Source organism: Ectobacillus panaciterrae DSM 19096 (assembly GCF_000430785.1).
In the GTDB taxonomy this organism is placed as follows: Bacteria; Bacillota; Bacilli; order Bacillales; family Bacillaceae_G; genus Ectobacillus; species Ectobacillus panaciterrae.
On the sequence record NZ_AUMR01000099.1, the window covers coordinates 1 to 13,426 of the forward strand.

Consider the following 13,426-nt stretch of genomic DNA (forward strand, 5'->3'; position numbering starts at 1 on the left):
AGAAACAGGAGAAATTCAACATTATGAAAGCACGTGCCAACCGTGTAAAATATTTACTGGACAGTGGAAAATATGATGATGTATGGGAGTATTATCCATTCAACTCAGGATATTTTATGTGTCTGAAGCTAAAAACTGTTGCTGCCGAAACACTCCGCGTTCATTTACTTGATCAGTATGGCGTTGGTGCAATTGCCCTTGGCGAAACTGACCTGCGTGTTGCCTTCTCTTGTATTGAAGAAAAGAACATCGACGAATTGTTTGACCTAATCTATCAAGGTGTAAAAGATATTGAAAAAGTAACAGCTCAATAATTACAATTCATGGATTTTATAGTCAGTAAAAAAGAAGATGAACACTACATTTTGTAGAGCTTCATCTTCTTTTTGTTTGGAACAGGTATTTGTCAACAGCTCCATCAGGACGGCTTTTTGGATTATTGTTTTGTGCTTAGCGTACAAAATTCACGTTTTGTTAGCGGAATCCAAAAAAATAGAAGGTTTTTTATTAACCTTCTACTCTTCATGAACTCGAATTAGAATTTGCGCCCATATGGAGTCGGTTGATTCGGTTGATTCGGTTGATTGCTATAAGCAGGTTGAACATAAGTTGGTTGTTGATACGTCGGATAGATTGTTGTACAACAAATTTGCTGCGGATATGGATGACATGGCGAAAATGGCGGATAAAAAGGATTTTGATAATATATAATAATACCCCTTAGTTTGTCTCACTACTGTATATTCATAAAAGTGAACAAACGAGCCTGTCCGGTTGGCAATTAGTAAACAAAAAGAGGATACCTTCACACCCCCTTTCACTAACTTGGGCGTCATTTTTGTATTTATCCTATCGTAAATGTCACAGATTTTCCCATTCATTCGTCTTGTTTGTAGAACAATAAGGGGGGATTTGAATGAACAAATTTGATGTAGCAATTATCGGTGGAGGGCTTGCTGGATTGACAGCATCAATCTATTTGGCCAGGAAAGGTAAAAAGGTTGCGATTCTAGAAAAATCGGACCGTTTTGGCGGGAGATCAATTACAACAAATAAGAATGGTATCTGCATGAACCTTGGGGCTCATGCCCTGTATCGAGGGGGAGAAGCCATGTCAATTTTCAATGAGCTTGGAGTAACAATTGAAGGGGCGATTCCTACAACACAAGCTCAAGGAATTTGGAAAAATCATGTGTATACAATACCGACTAACTTTCGTTCTATCTTATCATCATCATTGCTTTCCTGGCCGGGTAAAATAAATTTCTCTAATTTAATGTTAAAACTCGGCAAGATTGATTTGAATGCAATACCAGCTGTCAGCTTGAGCGAATGGGCTGAGAAGGAGGTAAGCGATCCGATGGTAAGACACTTGTTTTATGCACTGTGCAGAACAACGACGTACACATATGCTCCTAGACTACAGCTGGCACGTCCTATATTGAAACAGATACAGCGATCAATGAAAGACAGTGTTCTCTATGTAGACGGCGGTTGGGAAACTATTATTGCAAAGCTGAGAAAAGAAGCATCAGACGCTGGAGTGGAACTACTCCAGAACAAAAATGTAATCGAAATTGAGCATAACGGCCACATCCTGAGAATACGTTGCTCTAATGGGGAATTATTCGAAGTTTCCGTAACAATTGTAACGGCGCCACCGACGGAAGCCTGCCGGATTGTTAAGCGGGCTGAAGAAACTTCTTTGCATATATGGAAGGAGCAAGCACTGCCGGTCACTGCTGCGTGTCTCGATCTCGGTTTGAGAAAGTTGCCTAATCCGATTCATCAATTCGTATTAGGGCTGGATCAACCCTTGTTTTTCACGAATCAGTCAAGAGCGGCAAAGCTGAGTGAGGACGGAACAATAGTAGTGAGTTTGATAAAATATCATGATCCTACCCTTCAGCCTAGTGATCCACAAGCTGACAAAATCCAGTTAGAAGATACAATGGATCTACTCCATCCTGGTTGGCGAGAGGAATTGGTGGAACGACAATATCTATCTAAAATAACGGTCGTGTATGATTTCCCGCACATGGGACGGACTGAAAAACCAGGCCCAGCTGTTCCGCAAATTCAAGGATTATATGTAGCAGGAGATTGGGCTGGGCATGATGAATTATTGGCTGATGCTGCAGTTGCCAGTGGTAAACGAGCTGCGCTGCATATTTTGAAGACAAGTAAAGTCATAAATTGAAAGAGAGGCTAATTTGTGTGGAAATTGAACAGCTGTATCAAGCATATAAACCTCTGCTGTTTTCTTTAGCTTATCGCATGCTGGGGAGTGTCATGGATGCAGAAGACATTGTGCACGATGCTTTTCTTACATTTAATAATTTAGAAAATCCGGAATCCATTGACAATGTAAAAGCATATTTATGTAAAATCGTCACGAATCGCACCATTGATAAACTGCGTTCAGCAGCTCAACAACGCAATGTATACGTTGGAATGTGGCTGCCTGAACCACTTGTCGAAGAATGCAGTGATCCTTCCAGTTCCTATATCATCAAGGAGTCGATTTCAACAGCTTATCTCCTGCTTTTGCAACAGTTATCTGAAGTAGAGCGAGCTGTGTTCATTTTGCGTGAGGTGTTCCAATACGATTACGATGAAATTGCCTCACTTGTTGATAAGAGCAGCACGAACTGCCGGCAAATTTTCCATCGAGCAAGGAAGAGTATTGTGGACCAACCTAAAATGTCCAAGCTGGATCTCGCCAATATGACTGCTTGCGTAGAACAATTTGCTCTAGCCCTGCAGCGAGGAGACATTAGTAATATGTTAGAGTCTTTAAGAGCCGATGCTGTATTCAAGTCAGACGGCGGAGGAAAAGTCACAACTGCGCTTAAACCGATTTACACTGCCGAACGCATTGTACGTTTGTTCTTAGGTGTAATAACAAAGCTTCCTGAAGGATTTTCTTTCAAGTTTAGAACGGTAAACGGGGGGCCTGGCATTGTTGTATATATTGGTGAACAAGCTGCATACGTGCTTTCTTTTGAGTTTAAGGAGAGCCGAATTGCATCCATTTATATGATGGCTAATCCGGAAAAGCTTGTCCATTTAAACAGGAGCGTATCAAAAAATTAGTACAACCTGCTTGTCTAGACCGAGTCTCTTAGTCTACTAATCTATAAAAAAATCGCTCTAAAGAAGCTTGATTATGAAACGAGGTATATACTTGTTAAAGTAACTTGGTATCTTCCTGGAAGAATATTGAAGTTTAACAGTTAAAATTGCCCCAAAAATCAAAGGCCCTCGTTCACTTTAAACGGGGGCTTTGGAGTAGTTTTTTACGATGGTGTTGGCTCTTAATGAACATAGGCCAACTTCATCTTCTTATCCGCGATTTCCTTTAGTCCGATACGGATCATTCGGAATACCAAAATCCATGATGCAACCATCAGAATGACTTGTCCTACTGGAAAAATGTCTAGTAAAGGTGAGTCCCATAGAGCATGCATCAAAACGACAAGCACAAATGTACGGGCGAATTTGGGATTTATTATCATATTCAGCTCAAATTTCTTGTCCCCTTGTACCATGCAGATTGCGGCTCCTGTCAAAGCAGCCCAGGCGACGTGTCCGCCGGGAGCGAAAATACTGCGCCACAGGATTGTGGAATAAAGCGTGTGGAAGCTGCCGGAAAGGAGTGACCTTAATGCATAACCAGCGGTTTCAAAGGCCGCGAAGCCGACCCCTACTGCAGCCCCCAACAGAAGCCCGTTAAGGACATACCTGTATTTAAGGGTCCGTACGAAATAGACAACGGTTATAACTTTGGCCAGTTCCTCAGCGATTCCAATCGTGATTGGATTTATGTTATGCCTAAGGATATCATAAAACACCAGCGCCACTAGCATCGAGAGAATCCCTCCGATAAATACCACATAGACGATTTTGTAAATAGGAACATTTTGAGGGGCGTTCATTTCCCAAAAGAAAATCAGGGTCGTGAATGGAACGGCAAAAGCACCGACTACGATAAGCCCGGGGATAAAGTTTATATTTCCAAACAAGCTCACACCCAAGTACAATCCCAAGTATGCGATGAGCGCAATGAGGAATACTCTTGCAAAAAGCCAAGGTTTCGGCCATGTTTCCTTTACTTCCTCGATTTTGGGTGTGGTAAGCGCGGTTCCTACGATAAAAAGCCGTTCAGCCTCAAGATTACTATGCCTCCGGAATACCCGTGAGAATATATTTCGAAATTTAGGTTCGACTGAACGTTCGTACCTCGGAACCATATCGACAAAATGTGCAAACTCGTAGAACATGCTGTTTTGTTCCTGATGGGCGTTGTCACGACTAAAAAATTCATGGCCGCAGTTTAAGCAGAATTTTACCCCTTCCGGATTAGAATAGACACAGTGCGGGCATTTCATTTATCTTCCACCTCTTCGTACACGAAATTTTTTCAAAAAAATGGGTGAATATTTTTAAAATTGCATTCCTTATAACCAAAAATTAAAAAATGTTTAATCTTCCTTTTAAAAAACAGGAAAATAAATTTAGTTTCATCCATTCCTTGATAATATGTGTAAAATCGAGGGAAAATACAATAAATAATCATTGGTTTTTAATTTTCTCAACTTATTGTATCTAAAAAATTAGGGATCAAAGAGGATTATGTCGTGTGAATAGGTTCTGGTGCAAAAAGAATTGATAATTAATGTAACCTGAATATTACTCTGTCAAATGAAATAATTATTCGGAATCCTGTATGATTTTCCGAATCTTCATGTTTCAATATAATTAAACGTTCGGAAATACACTCGTATTTTTGTATGTATTTTGACAGCATTCGAGGTTTGCACCAGACCTTCTTGCTTATCATTCATAAAAAAGCACGTCATCCTTTCTTAGTAGCATAAGAAAAGAATAACGTGCTTTTGAATTTGAGAACAACCAATTTCTTAACTTGATGGATGTGGGGCGGTACGCAAAGTTTGAGTCTCAAGCGTTCTTTTACTTTGACAAGTACAACCTGTATCTTCTAATGGGAAGTATCCAAGTTTGATAAGCTTCTCGTACCAGAATCTCTGAAAGTTTTAACTTAATGGGCAGTATCTCCCTATCTTAAGGTAAATATCGGCTTATTTTTTGTATAAATTTGCTTAGTGTGATACCAGTATGTATCATACTAAGCAAACCCTAATAAAAAGAAAAAAGCGTAGCTCCTCTGGATAGGGTCTACGCTTTTCTTGAACAATATCGTTTAAACCGACGACTTGTTACCGCAAACCCGGCATTTTAATTGTTCGCTTATTTCTTAATTTTATACTTCACTGGATACTTTAATCATGACAAACAGGCTTCATGCATAAGAAATGAGGCCTGTTTGTTAATCACATTTTCAAGGTTGTTGTGAAATAAGAATATCTCACCACATTCTTAAAGTGTTCAAAATTATAGTTTTTGTTAAGACAAATTTTTCACAATAGAAATGTTGTTATTATGTATAGTTAAAACGAAAAGCGACTAACTTTAGGATAGTCGCTCTATTTAATAGTTTTATCTTTTACGTATTAACAGTTTCCCTAATATCCATGATGGTAATACTGATGATGTGGATAATAATGATGCTGTGGATAATGGTGATAATGGTGATAATGTGGGTAATGGTGATGATGTGGATAATGCGGATGATGATAACCATAACCGGTATATTGCTGATAATAAATTGGTTGAAATTGTCTATCCATTCTTATTCCCCCTTTCTTTAAAACTTCTCAAACCAATATATGTGTCCATTAATAAAAGAGCAATAGGGCAATTATCTATTTTGAAATGATTTATTAGCTGATTTACACTAAGTTCACAATAACCTTGTACCTCTCCTTGTATAATTGGGAAGAATATAACTAAAAAATGAAGGATGAAGAAGATGAATAATACACTAAAAAAACCAAAACCAGTCATAAAACAAGAATCTTTTTTAGCGCAGTATATAAAAAATCCAAAAGAACGAAAAAGAGTTATGATTACACTTAACATTGTTGCTACTCTATTGTTAATAGGCTTTTCATTTATCTCCTATTTTTATGAACAATGGCTAACGGAGAATATTCGTGCCTATAAAGGAAATTTTAGAGAAATAGGCTCTATTGCACGAATTGGATTCTTTGTTACTTTATCAATATACCCTATTTTTTTATTGTTAAAATGGAAGCCTCTCAAAAAGATAGCATTGGGGAAATTTGAATTAAAAACTCTATTGCAATTTATAGGAAAATTGGTTAGACAATGGCATGTACCAATTGCTATCCTATCTACAGGTATCGTTTTATTACATGGTTATATGGCAATATTAAAGGGGGTTGAGTGGAACTTCACTTATCTTTCAGGGATCATAACTATTTTTGTTTTATTTCTTTTGCTGTTTATGGGTTTGAAACGATATAAAAAGAAAGATAAGAAGTGGCATTTTAAAATTGCAATCGTTTTTTTTATTTTATTCATGTTACACGCTACATTTGCGTGAAAAAATCGCTAGTATATCGCTAGCGATTTTAACAAACTTAGCGTATATTGTTTGGAATTTGTCCGTTGTTTAACAATTGGAACATGTAGAAAGTAATTCATAATCTATATAACTAGGGTCGTAGTAAATGAATTGGTTTCCCCCTAAATTTAACCATCCATTTTGTTCGTCAAATACTTTATAAGATTCATTATGATGTAATTCACGAATCACATTGCTATTCGTAGAAGGTTGATCCCTTAAATTCACATTATCACCTGTAATAGTAGCAATCCCTATATAGTTACAGTAACAAATATAACTAGGATCGTAATAAATAAATTGATTTCCCCCTAAGTTTAACCATCCATTTTGTTCGTCAAATATTTTATAGGACTCATTATGATGTAAGTTACGAATCACATTGCCATTCGTAGAAGGCTGATCCCTTAAATTCACATTATCACCTGTGATTGTAGCAATTCCTATATAGGTGCTACTAGTTCCATTATTATTACTAATATTCAAATCTATATAGGATATATTACAATCGACATTACCATTAATCCCTTGTACTTTTCCACTATTTGTGTATTGCCAAATATCACAATCAATTCCTGCACTTCTTTCATTATAACGTGCAATCCACAATAAGGTATTTTGTAAACGTGAAGGATTTAGACTATTTTCAAAGAAATCTAGATTGCTATAAACTCCGTTATTTGTATACCCTGCATTTTTTAATTCTGTTAAAAATGCATTCACAGCATCTGTTAATGTATCCGGATCTAAATTTCCATCATTGACTTCTACATCCACAAATACAGGTGCAGTTAATGTTACGTTCTGTAAATTTTGAATGAAGAAAGCAGCCTCTTGTTTAGCATCATCAACAGAGATTGCTCGAAAAAAGTGGTAAGCTCCTGTAAGTATGCCAACATTATTAGCACCATTTATATTGTATTGAAAGGTTGGATCGACAAAATTGGTACCTTGCTCAGAACCCTCTGTTACTTTTGTAAACATAAAGCTTACTTGGTTAGGATCATTCTTTACTTGATTCCAATCAATTATCCCATCATAGTGACTGACGTCAATTCCAAATGACATGATATAACACTCCTAAATCGTTTATTTAATCTTATGTGATATTAAGTTATATTATTTTATATTCTCAATCGGTTAAATTGTTAATGAATGTTTAAGGGCATCTATAAAATTTCTACTATTCGGGATAAAACCACATGCCCATCAAGATAAGATTTTGAAGTACCCCCTAAATGAAAATTTTATTTCTCTATATATAAGAGGAGATGGCTTCTTTTGTCTTATTTAAAACTTAGATTTGGTGCAGGAAAGGCGATTACAAATATAGAGCCATTCATTGGTATTTTATGCAAATATTTTTAAGAATGAGAGGATGATCTTTTGTCTGTGAAGTGGATGGTTAAAATACTATGAAATTGGATGATTCTTTTTTTTCTATAGTTTTTATTATAAGAAGTAAGGCTATATTCTTTAAATCCTTTAGGTGTATTATTTTGGTTCAATGGAGCTAACTAGGCCAGGCGTTATGCTGGAGTAACGAAATGAAATTATCGGAACATAATATAGGGCTTATATAACATTGCTTTATGAAGTTAAAAGTATCCTTGTAAAACTTATTAAATGTCGGGAGGTGTTCTAGTTGAAATGGATAGCATTTTTGCTTCAAGTCGGAGGCTTATATGCATTTAGTTCAACGGGAGAATGGATTCAGAAGACATTTAATTTATCTATTCCAGGAAGCTTAATAGGAATGTTAATGCTTTTTAGCTTAATTTATTTTCGTGTTTTACCATTAAAATGGTTTGAACTAAGTGCAGAAAAATTAGTAGCGTTCCTGCCTTTATTTTTAATTCCGTCTACAACAGGATTAATGGAGTATGGTTCCTTTCTATTAAGTAAGGGAAGTGTAATGTTTCTTATAGTTATTTTAAGTACCTTAGTGACATTGCTTATTTCGGGATATGTAAGTCAATTGTTTGTGAGCAAGGAGAAAAAAAGCAGAAACGACAGGGTGAATTAGAAACATGGGTTGGATTATCATAACTATTATTTTATATTTACTGGCAATAAAGGTATATAATAAGCTTCCTTCTCCCTTTACTTTACCGGTGTTGACGGTTACGGCTATTATGATTTGTTTGCTTCTCGCTTTTGGAATCTCACATGATCACTATGAAGAGAATGGCGGGAAGTGGCTTTCTGAGCTTCTCAATCCAGCAATTGTCGCTTTAGCCGTACCATTGTTTAAGCAAAGGAATATTTTAATTAGAAATTTTCCATCAATATTCATGGGAGGGAGTAGTAGCCGGGATAATAGTACTGATAATTGTAAATGTATCAGTGGCTACAATATTTCAAATGAAGAAGGAGCTTATATTAGCTTCTATACCACAATTGGCTACCATGCCGATTGCTATTTCGTTATCTCAACAAATTGGCGGTATTCCTTCATTGACAGCTGGTTTTGTAGTGGTTGCTGGCATAACCGGGGCTATTTTAGGTCCAACTATACTAAAAATTTTCCATATAAAAAGCAAGATTGGAAGAGGAGTTGGAATGGGCTGTGCGTCCCATATTATTGGTGTTAGTCGTATGTTGAAAGAAAGCGAAGAAGAGGCGACTATAGGATCAGTGACGATGATTGTAACCGGATTATTGATAAGCATATTAGTGCCTTATGGATTAAGGCTATTTTTTTAAATAGATAAATCAGTAGACCATTCATTACGGTATGCTCTTCTATAACAGCCAATATGCCGAGGCTCCAAAAGATGATAAAAGATGAAGGGATTAAAAAATGTTGAAATTGTATCATTTAGTGTGGATCCAACAGTAGATACTCCTTCAAAAATGAAAGAATTTATGTCGCGTTTTGATATGGATGCATCCAAATGGCACTTCCTTACGGGTTATACACAGAAAGAAATTGAAGAATTTGGTAAGAGAAAATTTAAAACCATTATCGATAAGCCGGGAAATTCAGACCAAGTCATGCATGGAACAAGTTTTTATCTGGTAGATCAAAATGGGACTGTTGTAAAAAGTTACTCAGGCCTTAAAGATACTCCTTATGAAGAGATTATCAGAGACATAAAAAGGATTCAATAAGAGCATTTTGGCCATTGGCACAACTAAATGGATAGGTGGAACAGAAAGTGTTAGAAAATAAACCATACAGAGTATTATTGTATTACATGTACGTTTCAATCGCAGATCCTGAAGAATTTGCGGTCCAACATTTGCAGTTTTGTAAGAGTCTTGAACTGAAAGGAAGAATTCTTGTAGCCAAAGAAGGGATAAATGGAACGGTTTCTGGTACTGTCGAACAAACGGACAAGTACATGGAGGCTATGAAGAAAGATCCTCGTTTCGCTAATATTGTATTTAAAGTGGATGAAGCGGACGCACATGCCTTCAAAAAAATGCACGTGCGTCCTAAAAAAGAGCTTGTTACGCTTCGATTGAATGAAGATATTAACCCAAACGAATTAACCGGAAAATATTTAAATCCAAAGGATTTCCTTGAAGCAATGCAGCACCAAGATACTATCGTAGTCGATGCCAGAAATGACTATGAATATGAACTAGGGCACTTTAGGGGCGCTATAAAGCCAGATATCAAAGCTTTTCGTGAGTTGCCTCAATGGATACATGAAAATAGAGATATGTTCGAAGGGAAAAAGATTTTAACTTATTGTACGGGCGGCATCCGCTGCGAAAAGTTTTCAGGTTGGTTGCTTAGAGAAGGGTTTGAAGATGTAGGGCAACTCCACGGAGGAATTGTGACTTATGGAAAAGACCCTGAGGTTCTAGGAGAATTGTGGGATGGGCAATGTTATGTATTTGATGAGCGGATTAGCGTTCCTGTTAATCAAAAAGAACATACCATCGTTGGAAAAGATTATTTTACAGGTGAACCGTGCGAACGTTATGTAAACTGTGCAAACCCAGAGTGCGACAAACAAATTTTATGCTCAGAAGAAAATGAACATAAGTATTTGCGCGGGTGCAAGCACGAATGCCGGGTACACCCACGGAATCGTTATGTGGAAGAACACGGTTTAACAGAAGATCAAGTTGCTATGCGATTAGAAAAAATAGAAGAAAATACGATAAAGAGCGTGTCTCAAGACTAAAAAGAACAGCAGATATCTCACACTAAAAGAGAATTTATCGTCTCTCAAGCAATGAAAATGGCTCACTGAGGGCAGATGGGATAAATTCTGAAAAGAAAATAGACGCAACTATTATCGTACGATGAGCTCCAAAGGAAGCACCATTGGGTTTTATGAAACAAAATAAAAGATAAAAAGGCTGCAAAGCGCTTCTTAAAAGCTTTGCAGCCTTTTCTTCTCTAAACTAGCATACCCTTGAAATAACTATTTGTTCTTTTTAATCCATTGACTAATGCATCAATGTCCTCTTCAGTATTGTAAAGATAAAAGCTTGCACGTGCTGTAGCAGAAACATTCAGCCACTTCATCAGAGGTTGACAGCAATGATGCCCTGCACGAATAGCGATTCCTTCTGTATCCAAAACGGTTGCCACATCATGCGGATGCACATCGTCCAAATTAAAAGTAACGAGACCGCTTCTTTTTTCGGGTTGCTTTGGTCCATAGATAGTAATTCCTTCGATTGAAGAAATCTCTTCCAGTGCATATTTCACAAGTTGATGCTCATGACGCTGAATAGCATCTAAGCCGACCTGCTCCAAAAAGTCAATGGCCGCAGCTAATCCGATTGCCCCTGCGATATTCGGAGTGCCTCCTTCAAGCTTCCAAGGCAATTCTTTCCAAGTGGAATCATATAAATCTACAAAATCAATCATTTCTCCGCCGTATTCATAGGGGCTCATTTTTTCTAATAGCGCTCTCTTTCCATATAGAACACCAATGCCGGTAGGACCTGCCATTTTATGACCGGAAATGGCGAGGAAATCACAATCTAAATCTTGAACATCCAATTGTAGATGAGGAGCACTCTGAGCCGCATCTACACAAATAACAGCTCCATGACGATGAGCGATCCCAGCAATTTGCTTTACTGGATTAATGGTGCCCATGACATTGGAAACATGAGTTATGGATACAAATTTTGTTCTTGCTGTTATGGCATTTTCCACATCCTCAAGAAGAATCGTTCCATCTGCTTGTAGAGGAATATATTTAAGAGTCGCTCCTGTTCTTTTTGCTACTTGTTGCCAAGGAATGAGATTGCTATGATGTTCAATCAAGGCAATTACTATCTCGTCACCTTCTTTTAGAAATTCTCGGACATAGCTTTGGGCAACTATGTTTAATGAGGATGTCGTGCCACGAGTAAATATAATTTCTGCAGCTTCTTTAGCATTGATGAACTTTTTAACTTTTTCTCTAGCATTCTCAAAGGCATCCGTTGCCAATGTACCTAAAGTATGCGCTCCGCGATGTACATTTGAGTTGTACTTTTTATAATAATTTTCTAGTGCTTCAATAACCGCAATTGGCTTTTGGGATGTGGCAGCACTATCTAAATAAACTAAAGGATATCCATTAACTTCTTGATTTAGAATAGGGAATTGTTCCCTTATTTCTTTAATATTCATTGGAAAATCTCCCTTCTATTGCTTAAAAAATATCTTTTTATTTCATGTTTGCTAATTTCAAAGAGGAATCAAGAAATAATCTCAAAGGTTGATTATATAATGGCACGAATCAAGATATAATACAAATATAATTATTGTTATGCAATCATAAGATATTTGTTATGGTTTAGGAGGCTGTTATGAATACAAAGCATTTATCCTTATTTAAGCAAGTGATTGAAACAGGGAACATTACGCAAGTTGCAAAGGATCTTCATGTTAGTCAGCCTGCCATTTCCATGCAGCTTAAGCGTTTGGAACAAGAGATAGGCGTTTCGTTGTTTACAATAGTAGGGCGAAATATTTCAGTAACTGACGCAGGTCTTACATTTTTGGAATATGCTGAGTCTATTCTTTCTTTGGAAGGACAAATATATAGGGCCATGGAGGAATTTCGCTTGGGGAATCGCGGCAGAATTGTGGTAGGCACTTCACCGGTGGTAGGAACTTATTTATTGCCAAAACTAATGCTCTCGTTTATGCAATCATATTCAGATATCACAGTGGATTTGGAAACGAGAGATGACGAGGAGATTGAGAGATTAGTTCGAATGGGGAGCATTGACATAGGACTGACCATGAAAGCTCCCGATGACCATTTTTCCTTAAGAGTTACTCAATTTTCCAACGACAGGCTGATTGGCATTCAGCCTTCATTTCCGTTCAATAGCCGGACCATTCTAATTCCAAAGGATATTCCAACACCATTAAGCGATGAACTTGATTTGGATATTATAAGGCTTGATTCTACAGAAGCCGTCAAACGATTTGTCATGGAGGGAATGGGATACGGAATTATATTAGAATCGGCTGCCAGTTTGGAAATATCCTATGGTAAGCTTCATTCTTGGAATAGGTATGAGCCGTATCTGGTGGTAGCGAATGTCATGACACGTCCTGCGGAGCGCCTGTCTAAAAGTGTTTGGTTTTTCTTGAATCATTTAAGAACATAAACTTCTTTGCAACACGTTAGAAATTTTCCCCGTATTCGGAAAGATAGTATTTTTATTTTGTTTCACTGGGTAAGGGAGCAGTGGATAGTGAAATTCCGTTCAATTATTTAGAACACAAATTAATTATGTTCTTTGAAAAAATCTAGGAAGCTTGGACATACTGATGTTATCAATCTAAAAAGGATGTGTGCCCGTATGAAACAGCCACTTCTATATGGGGTAGCGCCACATCGCCATCAACCTAAGCGAGTAATAAGTCCTATTTTGTATGTAAACCATTTATTTTTTATTCATTTAGCTACCAAGATGTAAAAATGTCCATAACAAATA

The 13,426-nt window shown here is 37.2% G+C and carries 10 protein-coding genes and 3 pseudogenes; 10 read left to right on the forward strand and 3 right to left on the reverse strand.

Annotated elements, in window-relative coordinates:
- The 3 genes and pseudogenes from H540_RS30260 to H540_RS0118915 all read left to right on the forward strand — a co-directional run.
- Positions 1-314 (forward strand): annotated as a pseudogene (locus H540_RS30260) (aminotransferase class I/II-fold pyridoxal phosphate-dependent enzyme); the annotation flags it as partial.
- 602 nt (positions 315-916) lie between these two features.
- The gene (locus tag H540_RS0118910) at positions 917-2,200 is read left to right on the forward strand and encodes a phytoene desaturase family protein (RefSeq protein WP_028401963.1); all 1,284 of its coding nucleotides are present in this window, start codon (positions 917-919) and stop codon (positions 2,198-2,200) included.
- 17 nt (positions 2,201-2,217) lie between these two features.
- Positions 2,218-3,096, forward strand: coding sequence for a sigma-70 family RNA polymerase sigma factor (locus H540_RS0118915; protein WP_028401964.1), 879 nt, complete (start codon positions 2,218-2,220; stop codon positions 3,094-3,096).
- A gap of 221 nt (positions 3,097-3,317) precedes the next feature.
- On the opposite strand, the gene H540_RS0118920 is transcribed toward H540_RS0118915, so the two are convergent.
- Positions 3,318-4,391, reverse strand: coding sequence for a PrsW family glutamic-type intramembrane protease (locus tag H540_RS0118920; RefSeq protein WP_028401965.1), 1,074 nt, complete (start codon positions 4,389-4,391; stop codon positions 3,318-3,320).
- A gap of 1,184 nt (positions 4,392-5,575) precedes the next feature.
- Here H540_RS0118920 and H540_RS33390 point away from each other — a divergent pair.
- Together H540_RS33390 and H540_RS0118930 are read left to right on the forward strand one after the other, a co-directional pair.
- On the forward strand, positions 5,576-5,800 hold the full coding sequence (locus tag H540_RS33390; RefSeq protein ID WP_028401966.1) for a hypothetical protein: 225 nt from the start codon (positions 5,576-5,578) through the stop codon (positions 5,798-5,800).
- Between the two features lie 93 nt (positions 5,801-5,893).
- Positions 5,894-6,490, forward strand: coding sequence for a hypothetical protein (locus tag H540_RS0118930; protein WP_051317191.1), 597 nt, complete (start codon positions 5,894-5,896; stop codon positions 6,488-6,490).
- A gap of 69 nt (positions 6,491-6,559) precedes the next feature.
- Here H540_RS0118930 and H540_RS0118935 read toward each other — a convergent pair whose 3' ends face one another.
- Positions 6,560-7,579, reverse strand: a complete 1,020-nt coding sequence (locus H540_RS0118935) for a GH25 family lysozyme (protein ID WP_028401968.1) — start codon at positions 7,577-7,579, stop codon at positions 6,560-6,562.
- A 577-nt stretch (positions 7,580-8,156) separates the two neighbouring features.
- Between H540_RS0118935 and H540_RS0118940 the strand changes: the two genes are divergently transcribed.
- The 4 genes and pseudogenes from H540_RS0118940 (at position 8,157) to trhO (ending at position 10,653) form a co-directional block, all read left to right on the forward strand.
- Positions 8,157-8,537, forward strand: a complete 381-nt coding sequence (locus H540_RS0118940) for a CidA/LrgA family holin-like protein (protein ID WP_028401969.1) — start codon at positions 8,157-8,159, stop codon at positions 8,535-8,537.
- Positions 8,538-8,541: 4 nt separating this feature from the next.
- A pseudogene (locus tag H540_RS30265) lies at positions 8,542-9,217 on the forward strand (LrgB family protein).
- Positions 9,218-9,243: 26 nt separating this feature from the next.
- A pseudogene (locus H540_RS30270) lies at positions 9,244-9,625 on the forward strand (SCO family protein); the annotation flags it as partial.
- 47 nt (positions 9,626-9,672) lie between these two features.
- Positions 9,673-10,653: an oxygen-dependent tRNA uridine(34) hydroxylase TrhO gene (gene trhO, locus H540_RS0118955; protein ID WP_028401970.1), complete on the forward strand. Its 981-nt coding sequence runs from the start codon at positions 9,673-9,675 to the stop codon at positions 10,651-10,653.
- A gap of 218 nt (positions 10,654-10,871) precedes the next feature.
- Here trhO and H540_RS0118960 read toward each other — a convergent pair whose 3' ends face one another.
- The gene (locus H540_RS0118960; RefSeq protein ID WP_028401971.1) at positions 10,872-12,104 is read right to left on the reverse strand and encodes a cysteine desulfurase; all 1,233 of its coding nucleotides are present in this window, start codon (positions 12,102-12,104) and stop codon (positions 10,872-10,874) included.
- Between the two features lie 179 nt (positions 12,105-12,283).
- Here H540_RS0118960 and H540_RS0118965 point away from each other — a divergent pair, with 179 nt between their 5' ends.
- Positions 12,284-13,096 carry a LysR family transcriptional regulator gene (locus H540_RS0118965; protein WP_028401972.1) on the forward strand — a complete coding sequence of 271 codons (813 nt, stop codon included), beginning with the start codon at positions 12,284-12,286 and terminating at the stop codon, positions 13,094-13,096.
- Positions 13,097-13,426 lie beyond the last annotated feature (330 nt).